This window comes from Methanospirillum hungatei (assembly GCF_019263745.1).
Taxonomy (GTDB): Archaea; Halobacteriota; Methanomicrobia; order Methanomicrobiales; family Methanospirillaceae; genus Methanospirillum; species Methanospirillum purgamenti.
On record NZ_CP077107.1, the window covers coordinates 1554392 to 1571144 of the forward strand.

Sequence of the window (16753 nt, forward strand, 5' to 3'; positions counted from 1 at the left end):
CCGAATACCCTCGTGACCTAAGATGAGATAGTTCTGAGAAGAGCCAGACAGCCCTTTTTATCAAGCGGCTGGTTATCATTCCCACATTTCGGTGAGTAAATACAGGCAGGACATCCATCTGCACATTGACATTCGCGAACCATGGACTCTGATGACTGGCAGAGCTCTTCATAAATATGATATGCACGCTCTGCTAGACCAATACCACCCTCATATCCGTCATAAATAAAGATAACCGGTTTTCCCTGACATTCTGAAGAACTTGTTGTAGATAATCCTCCAAGATCCCACCTATCACAGAGTACATGAAATGGCATCATCGCGATCAGGGCATGTTCTGTACCATGCAGAGAGCCTCCGATGTCCCGATCTGATCCAATTGCTGCCATTCCTGCCAAAGAAAGTTCAATCCATACAGATATAGTCTCAAAGGTTATGGGTTCAAGTGAGAGCGGTTCGGTTGAGATCGTCTTTTCATCAATAAGCCGCCGGTATCCATGATACAATTCAGACACTTCAACCCGACCGAGAAACAAGGTGCCTGCGGAAATTTCCCGACTCATGAGCCGTTCCCGTATCTCGATCCCGGTTTGTTGATTTACCTTGGTGTAATATCCGGGATCCTCTTTCATCGCAAGGATCCGGTGGCGGTCAAAATCCCAGCTGGCAACGATGTAGCGTTCACCCTGGTGAATCAGAACCGCACCCGGATGAGCCTCTCTGCATGCCTGTCTGACATCAAGGGTCTCTATTACCCGGCTTTTTACTTCAACTGTCCAGACCTCACTTATCAGGGAGAGAGAGACCAATTCACTTGCCCGTTTTCTCCCGGTGTAGACATATCCCCGTGGTGTCCTGGCAATAAGACCATTCTCAACGAGAGCATCAAGGTGTCCTGAAATCCCTTTTCCAAACCACCGGATATCTGATTCGGGCTGAATGGGAAGTTCTGATGAGGCACAGAGCAGTTGTCCTGACAGGATGTAGGGGTTTTTTGTATCAATAATTGCATGTTCGTGGGGACGGGCAAAAAATTCCGTTGGATGCCTCATAAAGAACTGATCCAGGGGATTTTGCATCGCAATGAGTATAGCAAGCGAATCCGCTGTTGATCTCCCGGCTCGTCCGGCCTGCTGCCAGACAGACATCATCGTTCCTGGATAGCCGGTTAAAATAACCGCGTCAAGTGATCCAATATCGATCCCAAGTTCAAGGGCATTTGTCGAGACCAGCCCTCTCATCATTCCGGCTTTCAGGTTCCGCTCCAGTTCCTGCCTCTCTTTTGGGAGATACCCAGCCCGATATGCAGCAATACTGTTCATCTTCTCAGGGGATTTTTGACGAAGACTGTTTTTGGTCCAAACAGAGACCAGTTCAGTCATCCGTCGAGATCCAGTAAAGCAGAGAGACTGAAGACCTGAATCAACCAGGATGGAGAGTATTTCTGCACTCTCTGAATAAACTGATCGGGGTTGTGCCATCTCCTGGTATGGGTTATACAAAACAAAATACCGTGACCCGGTCGGAGCACCACTGGTATCAATTATCGTCATCTCTCTTCCGGTCAATTGGCACGCAAAATCTGCGGGATTTGCAAGGGTTGCTGACGAGAGAAAAAACTGTGGGGCTGAACCATAATGATCACAAATCCGGAGCAACCGTCGGATGAGAAGGGCCATACTGCTACCAAATACCCCCCGGTACTGGTGAGCCTCATCAAGAATGACATACTCCAGTCTTGAAAAAAATGATGACCATTGCCGGTGCCACGGGAGGATCTGATGCAGTTCGTACGGGTTTGTCAGGATTAAACCAGCCTGGGATCGTATCAGTGGCCGATCATACTGAGGAGTATCCCCGTCATAAATCGCCGGATCAAGCTGCATCCCGGTTGATTTCTCAAGATCCCTGATGGTCCTGAGCTGGTCACGGGTCAGAGCTTTTGCCGGATAAATGGCAAGAGCGGTTGCATCCCGTACCTGTTCCCGGATGGTAAGAAATGGTAACAGAAAAGAAAGCGTTTTTCCTGATGCCGTCGGGGTACAGAGAATAACATCCTCCCCTGCTGCGATTGCCCTGATGGCTTCGGTCTGATGAGAGTAAAGAGAAATCCCTTCCCTGAACAACCATTCTTTCACCCGGTCAGGTAAAACTTCAGGACACGAACTATATATAGCATCTTTCCCGGGAATTTTATGAATATATGCAATATGGCTGGAGTACCGCCGGTTCTCCAGGACAAGCTCAAGAAAACCGGAGACGCTCATACCATTCCCGGACAAGCCTGGTAAGAAGGAAGGCAAGACTTACGACATCCTGCCGGTTGTGTTCGACAATCGGAACCAGGGGGCCGGGATTATGTGTCTGCATATACCGGCAGTACCATTCCGGAACCAGGGCTCCGGGCAGGTCATCATCTCGGGTAATCTGTAGTATTCTGCTCTCAAGTGTACCAAGCCTGCAGTCAGGAATGGTATATTTCCACAGCCTTCGTGAGGGATGAAGCAGATCGAAATGGGGAACAGATGGAAGTGGTGGAAGGCCGTAATAGGCAAGGCGGTCTGCAATATAAGGGATATCAAAACTTCTCCCGTTAAAACTTACAAAAACCGCATCATCCGGAATCTCATCAAGAAATGCACACAGTGCCGGAGCTTCCTCACCAAAATCCCGCAAAAGATATTGTTTGACCTGGAACTGTCCATCTTTAAAAAACCCAAGTCCTATAAGAATAAGTGGCCGGCCAAAAATCCCCAGTGTTTCAATATCAACAAATCTGAAAGATTCAGGTTTAAAAAGACCGGATGTCAAGAGGGTAAGGGGATGAGATGCACCTTTTCGTGCTGTAAGTAACCGGCAGATATCCACCGGCTCCCGTTCCAAGACCTCAAGGACACTACATGCCAAAGGTCGGAACTTTCGTTGCATTGCAAGATCTTCAAGTGTTTTACACCCCCGGTTTCTGAGTCTGACAGACATGGCCGGTCCGATTCCCCGGACAAGTGTGAGTTCTTTTCGGAAGAGTCTGTCAAGTTCCGTGATACTGGTATCCATCAGGGGGGCAGAAAACCGGGAATGAAGGACATAATATAATCCTTCCTGGTTTGTATATTCCTCACCAGGCAGACAATCCTCAAGATAGGTTCCTTCATATTCACGACAAAGTCTGGATAATAAATAATTTTTTTCAAAAAACACAGATTCTTTTACCGGATATCGGTTCAGACCAAGTCTGAATACATTATCATGAGGGACGACAGTGTATTCAGGTGCTGCTGCTATTCGTTCCTGCCACCGTCTTCCTATACCTGCGAGATCTGCCCCTGCCATGACTCAAGTACGGTCTCCAGATGGGCATATAAAATGTGATACCCACGGGGTGAAAGTGAACGAACAGATGGATCTATTTTTTTATTCGATCCTTACAGGGTTTTTCTTCAGAGATTCCCGTTACAGCCTCGGTTCCTATCCGATAGGCATCAATGAGAGCAGTTGGATGTCCAGTGATGCCCCCATATCCATCCATATTTCTGGCAAGAACACCAGTACAGTGAGTAAATCCCAGGATGTTAAAAAGAGCTCGCATCATCGGAAAAGCAGTATCAAAAACATCATCCTGGTCCATACCGGCAGTAGAGAGAAAATATCCCCTGCGGAGGGTTTTTTCATCAGGGCTGATGATATGACTGCCCATTTTAAAAAACCGGACCCAGAGATAATGAGCGCGATCAATAAATGATTTCAGCTCGGTTGTAATCCCCATCGTGTAAATCGGAGAACTTACCACGATACAGTCTGCGGTTAGGAGTCGGTCATATAATACCCGGGCATCATCATCCATGATACAGTTGCCGGTTTTATGACATGCATTACACCCTTTACATGATGAGTAGGCAAGCTTCGATAACAGTACCTTCTCAACATTACCGCCGGCATCAGCAGCTCCTTCTAAGAACCGGTCCAACAATTGCTCGGTATTTCCATGACGCCTTGGACTTCCCATAAGACCGATCACCGTGACCGGGGATTTTCTCATGAAAGCCGCTCCTTCATCATCGCAACCAGGTTCTGTGATATCCGGGCAGCCTCACTCTTCGCGGTAGGATGCGTAGCTATCGCCCCTTTCTCATCCACATTCCTGATCATGAGATATGAAAGGTCTTTGTTTTTCACATCTATCACATGAAAAAAGCATTTTACGACAGGAATTGCAGCATCAAACACATAATCCCAGTCCTGCCCTGCTGTTGACAAAAACAGTCCGAATCGTTTTCCTACCCGCTCAGGAGGGACCACCGGGAGATGTAAGACATATTTCCGTGACCTGAAGACCTGGGCACGGTCAACGAGTGCTTTTGCCTGGGCACAGATGCTCATACAATAAATCGGTGATGAAAGAATAATGCAGTCTGCTTCAATTATCTGATCATGAAGAGCATCCATCCCGTCATGTTGTACACAATAATTGAGTTTTTCGCAGGCATTACACCCTCGGCAGGGCTGAATATCAGCATCTGTCAGGACAATCTTTGATACACGAACAGACGGATCATGTTTCATCTCTTCAATAACCCAGTCAAGAAGCATCTCAGAGTTGCCATGACGCCGGGGACTCCCGGCGATTGCAAGCACTCGGATCGGTTTCATAAAAAAATTAGAGTTTTTTAAAGCAGAGATACCAGTCTTTACACTCATATCCCTGAGTCAGACGAACCTTTGCATCTTCAGTAGTAGCCGGAGCCGGAACCACTACTTTATCACCAGGCTGCCAGTTTGCCGGAGTTGCAACACCAGCTTTGTCTGTTGTCTGAAGCGCCTTTAAAAGCCGGATAACTTCTGGAATATACCGGCCATTGCTCAGCGGGTAATAGATCATTGCCCGTAAAATACCCTTGTCATCGATGAAAAATACAGCTCTGACTGCCGCTGTAGAACTCTGCCCTGGATGAATCATCCCATATCGTGAAGCAACATTCATGTCAAGGTCTGCAATAATCGGGAAGGGAATTTCAACCCCCATCTTCTCCTTGACATTCATTACCCAGGCCAGGTGGGAATGAACACTGTCAATGGAAAGGCCAATTAACTGGGTATTTAATGCTTTAAACTCATCAGCAGCTTCAGTAAAGGCAATAAACTCAGTCGTACAGACCGGAGTGAAATCAGCAGGATGCGAAAAGAGCACCACCCATTTGCCTTTCAGGTCTGATAGTTTCAGTTTTCCATGAGTTGTAACCGCTTCGAAATCCGGAGCAGGTTCTCCAAGCACCGGGAACCCGACACAGTCACATTCTTCTTCTTCATAACACATAGGGCATCACATGACCTCCTCTTCGATCACTTTTCCATTTACATAGGCCGGCATTCCAGCCAGAAGATACGCAACGCGGAGCGCTTCTTCGACCTCATCCTTGGTTACACCCAAAGATTTTGCACCAACCATCTGAGCCTTGATTGCGTGCTGATCCCGCATGGACGTGGCAATTGCAATCGCGATGAGCTTTTTTGTTTTTCGAGACAATGCCCCGTCATCCCAGATATACTGATCTAAACGAAGAATCATCTCATGCATATCAGGATCGGTTTCAGCAAGTTTTTTGAATATCTTTGGAACTTTGCCGATCTTCTTCTCGAGATCATCCATTCCGGAGCTCATGATCCTTACCCCTGCAGAACCATCGGTTCACCACAGCAGATAAGTTCTCCGCCTCCGACTTCCAGGACTTTTACGACGTTTCCGCAGATTTCACACTCAAAAACCTGTCCTTCATCAGATACATTTACCATAGAAATCACCTCTTTGATACGTATTCAACAGACTGTACTTTAGTGCCGGCTGTGAAAAAAGAAAATTACCGTTTTGGTGGGTTGATTGCATCCTCTGGAGTCTTCACATCCTCACGAATGTGGGTCATGGGGAAGCAATCATACATTTCACAGGCACATGCGGGGCATTTTCGCAAATCCTGTTCAGCCTCGGTAAATTCAAGTGATTTTCCACAATCAATACAAACGTATTTACCCGGGCCGACCTTTTCACCAGCCTTTGCCTTTTTTTGTTCGGTCACGGTTTTCACCATATCAGTAATCATCCTTGATCTTTATAACTGATTCGAAACCGTACATTCCGGTATTTACCTGATAATCAAAGAATCCGGGCAGAGTTGTGTTGTCGGTGAAAAAACAGATATAAGAAGGCAGGTTCTTAAAGGCTGAAGCTGTGAACACTATATAGTATGAAACCACAGGTCCTTGCGCTTCTGGGAAGCCCGCTCCCTGAAGGAAATACTGCAAAACTTCTCAAACAAGCGATTGCCGGAGCAGAAAAAGCAGGTTGTGAAGTAACGCTCATTGATGTGCCATCACTTGAATTCTCATCATGCAGGGAGATGTATTACTGCAAGGAGCAGGGTTCCTGCATCATGGAAGATGATATGAAAAAGATGTATCCTCTTTTAAAATCCATGGATAGTCTCATCATCGCAACGCCGGTCATGACAATGGGAGTTCCCGGCCATTTAAAATCATTCTTTGATAGATGTCAGGTATTTTACTGTGCAAAATATATCCGTAGCGATCCCCTCATTCCAAAAGAAAAAAGAAAAACCCGAAAGACACTTCTGTTATCGATCAGTGGAATGAACCTGCCGAATAATTTTGATGGTATCAAAATCTCGACCCTTGCATTTTGTGATATTCTGGACTGCCGGCTGGCTGATGAACTGCTCATCAGGGATATGGATAATAAAGTAGACCTTGACCAATACCCGGATCTTCTAAAAGAAGCATTTGATAAAGGATTCGCCCTTGGTTCAGCACTTACCAAAAACTCATGATTACAGATATCCAAGGGACCGGAGGGAGTTTACCCCTCCTTTCGTTATGATGATATGATCCAGGAGTTGGATACCAAGGATTGTTCCAGCCTCACAAAGCTGTTTTGTTACAGTAATATCTGCCTGACTTGGTTCAGGATTTCCGGACGGATGATTATGAACGCAGATTATGGCTGCTGCCCGGTCAGTGATAGCATCTGCAAAAACCTCACGCGGATGGACTAAACTATGATTTAAAAGACCCATCGTTATTATCCTTGCCATGATTACTTCAGATGCCCCATTCAGGGTAATACACAGAAAATGTTCCTGAAGTTTATGTCCGATATCTATGACTTCAGGTATCTGTAAAATATCTTCGGGCTCAGATATTCTTATCGGATCCAGAATATCAGGAGTACCGTATCGACGGGCCAACTCAAAGCATGCGATTAGCCGTGATGATTTCGCAGGTCCAATCCCTTTAATATTAAGAAGTGTTTCATAAGACGGGAGATTGTTTTTTTCCATAAGCTCAGCAACTTTTCGCGAGATGGAGAAAACATCACAATTTTTGTTGCCATTATCCAGAATTATCGCAATGAGTTCTTCGTCCTTTAATGCTTGTGCACCTTTTTGTGCGATCTTTTCTCTTGGCCGGTCACAGGGATCGATCTCATTCATCCGTTTGGGAGGCATAGGTGTGCCCTCACTGGTTAATCCACCAGGTACATGAGATTACTGTTTTATCACATCTTCTCGAAACACTTATACTCATTGATTTCAAGTAATCAGTATGGCGACAAAAGACAATCTTATGGCAGGGTTTGCCGGAGAGTCTCAGGCAAACCGAAAATATGCATCATTTTCAGAAAAAGCAGCAGAAGAAGGATTTCCGAAAGTAGCCACCCTCTTTAAAGCTGCATCACTTGCAGAAGAGATTCATGCCCGGCGTCACCTGCAGGTGTATGGAATCCCCTCCACCCTTGAAAATCTGAAAGCATCAATTGAAGGTGAAACTGAAGAATTTACCGAGATGTATCCAGGATTTATCAAGGAATCGCAGGCTGAAGGGAATGAAGATGCAACCCGTTCATTCACATTTGCCATGAAAGCTGAACAGGTTCATGCCGGACTGTATGAAAAAGCTCTTGCAGCAGTAAAAGATGGAAAAGATCTCGAGGTTTCAAAGGTGTATCTCTGTCCTGTCTGTGGAAACGTTGCTCTTGAATCAGCTCCAGGGGCCTGTCCTATCTGTGGTGTTCCGGGTAAAAAATTCCTGGAAGTTACCCTCTAACCCTGTTTTTGTCTTTACATAATACCAGATTTTTGATCTCGAAGAGACAACCCAGTTGATATCTTCTAGAGGATCCAATAGATCTCAACCCACAATACTTGTTTTGTCAGTATGGTGAGGAATTTTTTGGGTGGCAGAAGACATACTTAAAATAGTATATAAAATTAAAGTTTTTGGACGCCCCATAAAACTTCTATTAATAATCTGATTACCAAGAGAATGTGTTCACCTGTGGCATCCTGGTGCTGATGACACGGCGGACAAAGAAGTGATTGACCATGAAGAAACTCATCGTTTCAGGACTTCGAACCTGTAAACGGAAAGATATCGTCTTTACTGAGATCTCAAAATATATTGCAGAGATTGGTGGCGTAGACGAGATCATTTCCGGAGGTATGGAGGGCGTTGACCTTCTGGCCAAGGAATATGCACAAGAAAATGGAATCAAACATGTGGAGTTTGTGCCAGACTGGCAAAGCCATATAAATGCGGCAAGTTTCATCCGGGACGCCCGGATGGTTGAATATGGGACACACCTGCTTGTCCTGTCAAACGGAATCAGCAAGGAATCATTAAACCTCATCGAAGAGGCACGTAAAAACCGCCTCACCATTAAGACGATCGGCGTATTCAAAGGAATGTCTGAACAGGAAACAGGGTACGCCGGAGCATACCCCGGAACATTCTACTAATGCCTGAGGGAATTCCTCCATCCCTCAGATATGTTCACCCAATACCTCCCTCAAATATGAGAAAATCCCCCCTTCTCATACTTTATCTCTTCTGACTGATAATCCGTCATAATATTCAGATTTCATCAACTCTGTGAAATTCTGGATATAATCCATCATCCATCTATAGGATGGATCGATCTCACCAGGTCAAAAAAACCAACGAGATAAAGTAAGGAAATTGCCATCATATTTTTAAACTGACAGATAATTGCAGATTTGTGATGAGAAAATTATTGAAACGGGCTGCATACATATATTAAAATATATGCAATTTGTACATCTTAAAAATAACCTAGTTAAATACATGAATACAAGCATATGTGTTCACTTGTGGTAACCCGGAGCTGGTGACACAACGAACATGTGGAGAGAATGACCATGAAAAAACTCATTGTTACAGGACTTCGGACCTGCGAAAGAAAAGACCTCGTATATGCAGAAATTTCCAAATACATCTCTGAAGTAGGTGGAGTTGACGAGATAATATCCGGTGGATCAAATGGTGTTGACCAGTTCACCAAACAATATGCACAGGAACATGGGATCAAGTTCAAAGAATTTGCCCCTGATTTCCAGAGCCACATCAACGCAGCGACCTTCATCAGAGATTCACAAATGGCCGAATATGCATCGCACCTGCTTGTTCTCTCAAACGGTATCAGCAAGGAGTCAAAGAATCTGATCACCGAAGCTCGGGCAAACAATCTTCAGATCAAAAGTGTCGGAGGATTTGAAGGACGATCTGAATCAGAGACATTCCATGCAGGCGTAATTCCATCCCTGTACTAATCCTACATTACAACCATAACTTAAGATCTCTATTACCTGACATGAGATACACCCTCCTTTTCTCATGTTTTCATTATAGCATAATGCGAATCTTTTCGAAATAATTCCGAAAAATTCGCTTAAACTATGTAGTGCATTTTGAGTGCACGCCTTTGAATAATCTTCTTTTCTATCCGATTATTCCAAAACGTTTATTAAGGCACTATAAACATAAATTCCGCTCAATTTGACTTTTTTAAGCAGCATCATTCTGAAATTTTTTTTGAAAGGCACAGGAGAGGCTGCGTGCTATGAATGTTCGCATCATTCCAAAAACATTCCAAATCCTCTACCCGGCAGCAATCACAGTGAATAAGGACTATTGCTATAAACCATGAACCTATCCTGTGCTTTCACAGCAGGTTTACATCGAACAATCTATGATCCTTCGTATACTATGACCGATCCTATGCAGTGCCGATCCATGTAAACGAAATACAGATAAGGTTCCCAGCTCGGTCCTGAATCATTGATGGATTTTTCAAAGAACAAAAATGCATACCTTAATACTATGCTATATGTCGACCCTAAAAAATACCTATTTTTATACACAAATGCAAGGATGTTTGTTCACACCTGGCATCCTGATGCTGGTTAAATAACAATTCAAAGGAGAGAATGACCATGAAAAAACTCATCGTTTCCGGACTTAGGACCTGCGAAAGAAAAGACCTCGTATATGCAGAAATCAACAAGTTCATCTCTGAGATTGGTGGCGTAGATGAGATCATATCCGGTGGGTCAATGGGCGTTGATATGTACACCAAGCGATATGCAGAAGAGCACGGAATCAAATTCAAGGAATTTGCTCCGGATTTTCAGAGCCATATCAATGCAGCAACCTTTGTGAGAGACTCTCAGATGGCTGAATATGGGACCCATCTGCTTGTTCTTTCAAATGGGATCAGCAAAGAATCCAAAAACCTGATCACTGAAGCAAAAGCCAACAACCTTGTGATAAAAAGCGTTGGTGGATTTGAGGGACGATCTGAGACTGAGACATTCTATCCCGGTGCAATTCCATCTCCCTATTAAATCCTGACATCTATTCTTTAGATCTCCTCAGTTATCACCTGGATGAGAAACACCCCTCTATTCTCATCTCAATAAACAAAATTGTTCTTCTGAACAATCCATATATCAATTCTGAGTTATGCAGTGTAGAATCATCAGCTTGAAGTGGTATCACGTCATGAATTTTGAACAGAGCAGATGGGAACCAAACCGGTATGACATCAAGTCCTGACTCAACATTACATATCCTGATTGTTGAAGACAACCGAACACAGGCAGAGTATCTCAGGCACCTTCTTGAGAAGAAAGGGCATCAGGTTACGGTTGCAAACAATGGATATGAAGCAATTGAAAGAATCCAAGAAAAAAAGCCAGACATCATCCTGACCGATGTTATGATGCCGGACATGGATGGGTATACACTCTGCAAAACGGTGAAAAAAGACGAAAAATCTTCTGATATCCCGATAATTCTTGTAACACACCTGTATAGTCCGGTCGACGTTATCAAGGGCCTTGAGGCTGGTGCTGATAACTTCATCATCAAACCTTATGATCCGGAGTATATCTTTTCACGAATTGCCAGTATCATGCAGGCAAAAGAACACCCAAAAAATGAAGAATCATACCAGCCTCTGGATGTGGTGTTCTCGAGTGAAGTGCATACCATCGCCTCAAGCAGGATGCAGATCCTCAATATTCTTCTCTCCACCTATGAGACGGCAGTGAAAAACAATAGTGAACTGCAGGTAGCTCACGAGCGCCTTCATTACACGAACGCTCAATTGCAGAAATTGATCGAAGATCTTGAGCAGACAAATGAATCACTACACCTGAAAAACCTTGAGCGGGGGAGACTTGAAACTGCATTACATACCGCAACTGAAAAAATTGAAACTCTCTCTGCTGCGCTCAGACAAATAACCAATACACAGGTAAAACAATCTGCTGATCTCCTGGCAGAGTGTGATGAAAACCGGCCTGATTCAAGTGAAACGGTGAAAGATGCATACCATTTGATGAAGAACGCGGTGACCACTCTCTTAAATACACAATCCTATATCAGATCAGGATCAGGACAACGGACCTGGCAACCAGCAAGAAATCTTATCCACTCAGCTATCACCACTATTCGCACGCAGGCAATCAGATATGAAAACCTGATTCCGGAGGACATTGAGGTATATGTTGATTCCTGTCTTGGAACCATCATGACCGATATCGTCCTGGCATTACAGGATCCAAGCCTAAAGGCAGGAGAGATTCGGTTCTCATTTCACGTAACTGAAAACGGGTACTCATTATTTCTGGAGAATGATGGTCAGGGTATACCCGAAAGTGATAAAGAGAGGATCTTTTCTGTCGAAGAAGGGCTCAACATCCTCCCTCCTCTTTACCTGGTCAGGGAAGTGCTGAAGATGAGTGGTCTTACTATCGCCGAGACCGGAGTTCCCGGACATGGAACCAGGTACGAAATTGCAATACCAGAAGGATCCATCCGGTTTGCATCAGATATCACAAGACCCTGATCTCCTACAACGAGTAGGTGTTCAAACCTTTTTTTTGAATAAGAAAATCTCTGATAATTTCAGATAAGGTCAGAGAAGAAAAGACATTACCTCATGAAACAGGGGTATTAAGGAAGGGTATCGTTCTCGTATCCCGGAGAACACATGTTCAAAGTGAAGTTATATTGTCCCCTGTTCGTTTGTGTGTGTGATTTTGCGTTCAGAGCAGACTCCGGCTCAAGGCAGTGAGAACAAGTCCCACACACATGAGCATATCATATTCATCCTGGTGAAATTAAAACCCAGATAAAAAGGTGGCCGAAAGAATAAATCTTATTAACAAGAACATAAAATCGTGGATTCCGGCAGTTCAAAAATAAACCAGGATATTCTTACTACCTTTACTCTCGGAAAAAAATCCCTGAGTATATCTGATATCTCCCGACTGTCTGGTCATCATCGGCATACAGTAGCACGATACCTGGACAATCTGGTCTCTTCTGGAAAGTTGGAGATGCGTCAACATGGGCAGAAGAAAAAATACTATCTATCAGATATCCAGCCGGAGTCCTCCATTCTTAATTTTTCCCCCCATATGCTCATCATTCTCAATATTGATCTGACCATCCGGTGGGCAAATGACTCATTTTTGCGCATGATCAATACAACAATAGAAGCGATATCAAATCTGAGTATTGAAGCATTACACCTCGACGACCTCTTCGGTCCTGACCTTGTTGCAGCAATCCGGATGATTCGGACAGGAGAGACCAGATCAGAAGAGGCGCGGATAGAGCGGGAAGATAAAGTTACCCTGTATCTTTTTACTATCTCATCAGTATCATTCCAGGAACGTCCTGCCCTTGTCATCACCGGTGAGGATGTCACAGAAAAAAGAGCACTCCAGGAAGCAATCCGAACCAGTGAATCCAATCTCCGGCTGATTACCGAAAGTGTCCATGATATGATCATCAGGTGGGAGACTGACGGAACCATCTCATATGTCTCTCCTGCTTGTGAGCTCTTAACCGGGTATGTCTCACAGGAACTGATGGAAAAGAAGATATCAGAATTTATACATCCTGAAGATCTTCCAAGATTTCAGAATGGGAACCATGAACAGACTGTTAACTGGTCACGGCTTCCCTCATCATTCAGATTCAGAACACTGAAAGGAAAATGGATATGGTTTGAAACCACAACAACGCCCCGACTCTCTGAATCAGGTGAGATACTTGACTATATTTCAGTATGGCGTGATATTACCGCCTGGCTTGAAGCAGAGACAAAACTTGCACTGAGCGAGGAAAAATATCGCCGGCTCTTTGAGGGCGCAAAAGATGCCATTATCCTGATGGAACTTACTGAAAATTTAAATCATGCCAGATTCCGGGAAGTAAACAACCTTACCTGCCAGATGACCGGATACACGTACCAGGAGTTTTTAACCCTCTCTCTTTCTGATATCATCCCCTCTTCAATGCAGGTTTTTTTTCAGGAGGTTGTCGAAACATTCAGACAAAATGAACAGGCTTTTTTTGAAATTGACCTGGTGAGAAAAGACAAATCGACTCTTCCGGTGGAGGTGAATGCCCACCTGTTTTACCTGCAGGGAAAACCGGTTGTATTAGCAATCACCCGTGATATTACCGAACAAAGAAAGACAGAAGCTGCTATCAAAGAAGCTCATCAGAGACTTGAAGACATTTTAGAATTTCTTCCTGATCCGGTTTTTGTCCTGGATGCACAAGGAGAGGTAACAGCGTGGAACCGTGCTATGGAAGAACTAACCGGCACCAGAAAGAATGACATTATCGGAAAGCCCGACTATGCCTGTGCTATGTCATTTTATCATCAAAAAAGACCAGTCCTCGCTGATTACATATTAAGCAGGGATGAATCAATCCTGTTCCGGTATAATAATACAGATATTGACGGTGACAAGATCACAGCTGATGTTCAGACCCTCCACCCAGTTACAAAAAACCGGATATGGCTTTGGATTAAAGCTGCTCCAATATACAACCTACAGGGAGAGATCATTGGCATTATTGAGACACTTCGCGACATCAGCGAAAGAAAAATAATGGAACTCGAGATCCGAAAACAAAACGCGATATTTGAAGCAGTAAGCCGGGCAGCCTCTGATATCCTTCAGTCAAAATCATTCGAGGATGCAGCACTCCGGACAATTGGTCTTATCGGGGAGGCAACATCTGTCGGAAAGGTATGTCTGCTTGAAAAAGCACCGGCGAGCAGCCTTCAGCTTATCAAATCCGAACTTGAATGGGATGCAAAAACCGGTGTAGCAGGAAGAACCAGGTCACCTTTTTCGCTTCGGATAAAGAGTGAAAAAGATACCTCTGTCATCCAGTCTGTCTTTTCCGAAGAAAAACCGGTCTACAGCATGGTAAAAGATCTCAGTGAAGAAGACCGACGGGTACTGGAGCCATATGGAGTAAAATCTATCTTACTTGTGCCCATCCGAATCAGAAAAGATATCTGGGGGGCAGTCGGGTTTCTTGAATCCAATTTTGAACGGGTGTGGAGCAGAAAGGAGATCAGTGCTGTTGAAATTGGTGCATCACTGATAGGAAGCGCCATCATGCGATTTGAAGCAGGAGAAAACCTTGAGAAGAGTGAGAAGCAGTTCAGGACTCTGGCGCAGAACATTCCAGGAATTGTATTCAGGGTTTCACTTGCCGGTTCAGATATGGAATTTTATAATGATCACCTGGAATCAGTTACCGGATACTCAGCAAAAGAACTTGCATCTGGGCAGATAAGTTCTCTCATCCCACTCATCTTTCCGGATGATAAACAACGGGTGATTCAGGCGAAAAAAGAATCCATTAAGACCGGAGAATCATACGAGATTGAGTACCGGATTATTGATAAATTCGGTCATATCAGGGTTATGAGTGAACGGGGAAGACCAGTAGCGGATGAGAAAGGTCTGGTTGTAAGTATTGATGGAATTATCCAGGAAGTCAACGGAGCTTTCGGATAGGAATTGTAGACCTACAATAAGCCTTTTTTTTGAGATCTATCAGAATAAGATCTTTGGATGCACAAATGGTGTCCAAACGAGGATCTATTGAGAGACCGGGATATGCCCGGAGGATACGATCAAACTATCATTCACAAAAAGCGGCTTCAAACGGAAGTTGGTTGTGACAATATCTGAAATGTCTGCGAATCGCGACACTTCTGCTAATCGGATTAATCCTGGGCGGGTGGTGATACACTGCAGACATTGAGTGATAAATAAAATACTCTCCTCTGCCGGTTTTATACATAAATGAACCTCTTTCTTCTCGTTCTCCAATCAGAGTCGAGGTTCTCGTGTCATATAACTGACCATCAATAATTGTTCTCACGAATAACCTACGCAAAAATGCGCCTAATAAAAAAGTTATCAGAGATGTTATATGTATCGGTCAGACACCCGATTATTCTTTGATCAAATTTTGCCGGCCTTTTTCAAAAAAGGGATGTATTCCTGGTTAACAATAGAAAGATGCTCATTTAACCAGTTCGTTAAAAATATCGTGACTTCAGCGGTAAGTCCCTCATCGCAGGCATCATATTTTAATCTGAAGTCATCCACTTTTGCAATGAATGCATCATGAAACAAGCGGTGTTCCTCCAGTTCTGAATAACCGGCTTTCTCCATGAGTGTTTCTTCTGCCTGAAAATGAGTTGTGGCATAGTTGCCCATTTCTTCAATCACATATGAGAGTTCTTCTTTTCCCTTCTTTTGTGCTATTGCCTCAATCATCCGGTTTAACAGTGATATCAGGTGTTTGTGTTGCTCGTCCAAAGAAGCAACACCTGTTGCATACATTTCATCCCATACGATAAATGCCATCAGAATCCTCTCTCTCAGTGGTAACGAAGACTATAATAATACTCCATTTTTTTCTCTGTAATGCTTAATCAGCGGTTTTTCGGGTGATAAGGAATTGAATTGTTCCCTCTTCTTTTCCTGGTCCGTTAAACAAAAAACCGCTTTTTTGAAGAACACGCACCGATGGGACAAGATGTGGATAGGTGTGTGCATATATCTGCTCCACATCCCTGACAGAGAATGCATAAGTCAGAATAGCCTTCACCGCCTCTGTAGCATACCCGTGGTTTTGAAAATCAGTGAGAACTGAATATCCAAGTTCACAGGAATTGTCATCATTTGTGAACAATCCCCCACCTCCGATCAGAATATCCCGTCCATTTAGAATCCGGGAAGTTTGAATCCAATACCACGAGCAGAGCCGGACCTCATCGGCCTGTAGCATGGAGATGAACTGGTGAAGGGTTTCTTCAGTCACCAGTGGCGGAGGCCAGCACCCTGGGATATCTGCATCCAGCAGGGCGGACAATTTCGGTGATTTTTCAAGTTCTGCGATACACGTTTCAACCGTTACAGGAACAAGCCTGAGACGATCACTCATCAGTTGTTGTGTTGTCATTTATCCGAATTATGAAAATTTAGCTATCGCTACAAAAATACACGCTCTATTATCCGGAGAAGGGTTCACCTATGAAAAACACACCATT

19 protein-coding genes are annotated in these 16753 nt (G+C 44.1%); 7 read left to right on the plus strand and 12 right to left on the minus strand.

Features of this window, described 5'->3' with window-relative positions; genetic code table 11:
* Nucleotides 1-17: 17 nt before the first annotated feature.
* The 8 genes from KSK55_RS07305 to KSK55_RS07340 all read right to left on the minus strand — a co-directional run bounded on the left by KSK55_RS07305 (nucleotide 18) and on the right by KSK55_RS07340 (nucleotide 6080).
* Nucleotides 18-2267 (minus strand): DEAD/DEAH box helicase, encoded by a 2250-nt coding sequence (locus KSK55_RS07305; RefSeq protein WP_218608741.1) that lies wholly within the window; start codon nucleotides 2265-2267, stop codon nucleotides 18-20.
* Nucleotides 2245-3330 (minus strand): ribonuclease H-like domain-containing protein, encoded by a 1086-nt coding sequence (locus tag KSK55_RS07310; protein ID WP_218608742.1) that lies wholly within the window; start codon nucleotides 3328-3330, stop codon nucleotides 2245-2247. The genes KSK55_RS07305 and KSK55_RS07310 overlap by 23 nt, the downstream gene beginning before the upstream one ends.
* Nucleotides 3331-3403: 73 nt before the next feature.
* Nucleotides 3404-4036 (minus strand): flavodoxin family protein, encoded by a 633-nt coding sequence (locus tag KSK55_RS07315; protein ID WP_214420335.1) that lies wholly within the window; start codon nucleotides 4034-4036, stop codon nucleotides 3404-3406.
* A complete protein-coding gene (locus tag KSK55_RS07320; RefSeq protein ID WP_218608743.1) occupies nucleotides 4033-4647 on the minus strand; it encodes a flavodoxin family protein in 615 nt (204 codons plus the stop codon). Before KSK55_RS07320 ends, KSK55_RS07315 begins: the two co-directional genes overlap by 4 nt.
* A 7-nt stretch (nucleotides 4648-4654) precedes the next feature.
* On the minus strand, nucleotides 4655-5311 hold the full coding sequence (locus tag KSK55_RS07325; RefSeq protein ID WP_214420333.1) for a peroxiredoxin: 657 nt from the start codon (nucleotides 5309-5311) through the stop codon (nucleotides 4655-4657).
* 6 nt (nucleotides 5312-5317) lie between these two features.
* Nucleotides 5318-5656, minus strand: coding sequence for a carboxymuconolactone decarboxylase family protein (locus KSK55_RS07330; protein WP_214420332.1), 339 nt, complete (start codon nucleotides 5654-5656; stop codon nucleotides 5318-5320).
* A 5-nt stretch (nucleotides 5657-5661) separates the two neighbouring features.
* On the minus strand, nucleotides 5662-5787 hold the full coding sequence (locus KSK55_RS07335) for a desulfoferrodoxin FeS4 iron-binding domain-containing protein (RefSeq protein WP_109940061.1): 126 nt from the start codon (nucleotides 5785-5787) through the stop codon (nucleotides 5662-5664).
* Nucleotides 5788-5852: 65 nt separating this feature from the next.
* Entirely contained in the window at nucleotides 5853-6080 is a 228-nt protein-coding gene (locus tag KSK55_RS07340) for a zinc ribbon-containing protein (RefSeq protein WP_214420331.1), read from the minus strand.
* Between the two features lie 156 nt (nucleotides 6081-6236).
* Between KSK55_RS07340 and KSK55_RS07345 the strand changes: the two genes are divergently transcribed.
* Nucleotides 6237-6836, plus strand: a complete 600-nt coding sequence (locus tag KSK55_RS07345; RefSeq protein WP_218608744.1) for a flavodoxin family protein — start codon at nucleotides 6237-6239, stop codon at nucleotides 6834-6836.
* On the opposite strand, the gene radC is transcribed toward KSK55_RS07345, so the two are convergent.
* Nucleotides 6837-7514, minus strand: coding sequence for a RadC family protein (gene radC, locus KSK55_RS07350; protein WP_214420329.1), 678 nt, complete (start codon nucleotides 7512-7514; stop codon nucleotides 6837-6839).
* A gap of 97 nt (nucleotides 7515-7611) precedes the next feature.
* Between radC and KSK55_RS07355 the strand changes: the two genes are divergently transcribed.
* The 6 genes from KSK55_RS07355 (at nucleotide 7612) to KSK55_RS07380 (ending at nucleotide 15206) form a co-directional block, all read left to right on the plus strand.
* Nucleotides 7612-8112, plus strand: coding sequence for a rubrerythrin family protein (locus tag KSK55_RS07355; RefSeq protein ID WP_214420328.1), 501 nt, complete (start codon nucleotides 7612-7614; stop codon nucleotides 8110-8112).
* A 278-nt stretch (nucleotides 8113-8390) separates the two neighbouring features.
* Nucleotides 8391-8804 (plus strand): DUF2493 domain-containing protein, encoded by a 414-nt coding sequence (locus KSK55_RS07360; protein ID WP_214420327.1) that lies wholly within the window; start codon nucleotides 8391-8393, stop codon nucleotides 8802-8804.
* 420 nt (nucleotides 8805-9224) lie between these two features.
* On the plus strand, nucleotides 9225-9635 hold the full coding sequence (locus KSK55_RS07365) for a DUF2493 domain-containing protein (RefSeq protein WP_214420326.1): 411 nt from the start codon (nucleotides 9225-9227) through the stop codon (nucleotides 9633-9635).
* A gap of 663 nt (nucleotides 9636-10298) precedes the next feature.
* Nucleotides 10299-10709 (plus strand): DUF2493 domain-containing protein, encoded by a 411-nt coding sequence (locus tag KSK55_RS07370; RefSeq protein ID WP_214420325.1) that lies wholly within the window; start codon nucleotides 10299-10301, stop codon nucleotides 10707-10709.
* A 194-nt stretch (nucleotides 10710-10903) separates the two neighbouring features.
* Nucleotides 10904-12217 carry a hybrid sensor histidine kinase/response regulator gene (locus KSK55_RS07375; RefSeq protein WP_218608745.1) on the plus strand — a complete coding sequence of 438 codons (1314 nt, stop codon included), beginning with the start codon at nucleotides 10904-10906 and terminating at the stop codon, nucleotides 12215-12217.
* A 334-nt stretch (nucleotides 12218-12551) separates the two neighbouring features.
* Nucleotides 12552-15206 carry a PAS domain S-box protein gene (locus KSK55_RS07380; protein WP_218608746.1) on the plus strand — a complete coding sequence of 885 codons (2655 nt, stop codon included), beginning with the start codon at nucleotides 12552-12554 and terminating at the stop codon, nucleotides 15204-15206.
* A 127-nt stretch (nucleotides 15207-15333) separates the two neighbouring features.
* On the opposite strand, the gene KSK55_RS07385 is transcribed toward KSK55_RS07380, so the two are convergent.
* From KSK55_RS07385 to KSK55_RS07395, 3 genes are all read right to left on the minus strand, one after another.
* On the minus strand, nucleotides 15334-15576 hold the full coding sequence (locus tag KSK55_RS07385; protein ID WP_214420322.1) for a hypothetical protein: 243 nt from the start codon (nucleotides 15574-15576) through the stop codon (nucleotides 15334-15336).
* 83 nt (nucleotides 15577-15659) lie between these two features.
* On the minus strand, nucleotides 15660-16067 hold the full coding sequence (locus KSK55_RS07390) for a bacteriohemerythrin (RefSeq protein WP_214420321.1): 408 nt from the start codon (nucleotides 16065-16067) through the stop codon (nucleotides 15660-15662).
* Between the two features lie 64 nt (nucleotides 16068-16131).
* Nucleotides 16132-16665: a GNAT family N-acetyltransferase gene (locus KSK55_RS07395; protein ID WP_218608747.1), complete on the minus strand. Its 534-nt coding sequence runs from the start codon at nucleotides 16663-16665 to the stop codon at nucleotides 16132-16134.
* Nucleotides 16666-16753: the final 88 nt, after the last annotated feature.

Excerpts from the sequence above, each read along its gene's own strand:
- KSK55_RS07390 (WP_214420321.1), bottom strand. The coding sequence starts at position 16,067 with ATGGCATTTATCGTATGGGATGAAATGTATGCAACAGGTGTTGCTTCT.
- KSK55_RS07315 (WP_214420335.1), bottom strand. The coding sequence starts at position 4,036 with ATGAGAAAATCCCCGGTCACGGTGATCGGTCTTATGGGAAGTCCAAGG.
- KSK55_RS07355 (WP_214420328.1), top strand. The coding sequence starts at position 7,612 with ATGGCGACAAAAGACAATCTTATGGCAGGGTTTGCCGGAGAGTCTCAG.
- KSK55_RS07325 (WP_214420333.1), bottom strand. The coding sequence starts at position 5,311 with ATGTGTTATGAAGAAGAAGAATGTGACTGTGTCGGGTTCCCGGTGCTT.
- KSK55_RS07365 (WP_214420326.1), top strand. The coding sequence starts at position 9,225 with ATGAAAAAACTCATTGTTACAGGACTTCGGACCTGCGAAAGAAAAGAC.
- KSK55_RS07310 (WP_218608742.1), bottom strand. The coding sequence starts at position 3,330 with ATGGCAGGGGCAGATCTCGCAGGTATAGGAAGACGGTGGCAGGAACGA.
- KSK55_RS07320 (WP_218608743.1), bottom strand. The coding sequence starts at position 4,647 with ATGAAACCGATCCGAGTGCTTGCAATCGCCGGGAGTCCCCGGCGTCAT.
- KSK55_RS07395 (WP_218608747.1), bottom strand. The coding sequence starts at position 16,665 with ATGACAACACAACAACTGATGAGTGATCGTCTCAGGCTTGTTCCTGTA.
- KSK55_RS07330 (WP_214420332.1), bottom strand. The coding sequence starts at position 5,656 with ATGAGCTCCGGAATGGATGATCTCGAGAAGAAGATCGGCAAAGTTCCA.
- KSK55_RS07360 (WP_214420327.1), top strand. The coding sequence starts at position 8,391 with ATGAAGAAACTCATCGTTTCAGGACTTCGAACCTGTAAACGGAAAGAT.
- KSK55_RS07345 (WP_218608744.1), top strand. The coding sequence starts at position 6,237 with ATGAAACCACAGGTCCTTGCGCTTCTGGGAAGCCCGCTCCCTGAAGGA.
- KSK55_RS07305 (WP_218608741.1), bottom strand. The coding sequence starts at position 2,267 with ATGAGCGTCTCCGGTTTTCTTGAGCTTGTCCTGGAGAACCGGCGGTAC.
- KSK55_RS07340 (WP_214420331.1), bottom strand. The coding sequence starts at position 6,080 with ATGGTGAAAACCGTGACCGAACAAAAAAAGGCAAAGGCTGGTGAAAAG.
- KSK55_RS07375 (WP_218608745.1), top strand. The coding sequence starts at position 10,904 with ATGACATCAAGTCCTGACTCAACATTACATATCCTGATTGTTGAAGAC.
- radC (WP_214420329.1), bottom strand. The coding sequence starts at position 7,514 with ATGCCTCCCAAACGGATGAATGAGATCGATCCCTGTGACCGGCCAAGA.
- KSK55_RS07370 (WP_214420325.1), top strand. The coding sequence starts at position 10,299 with ATGAAAAAACTCATCGTTTCCGGACTTAGGACCTGCGAAAGAAAAGAC.
- KSK55_RS07335 (WP_109940061.1), bottom strand. The coding sequence starts at position 5,787 with ATGGTAAATGTATCTGATGAAGGACAGGTTTTTGAGTGTGAAATCTGC.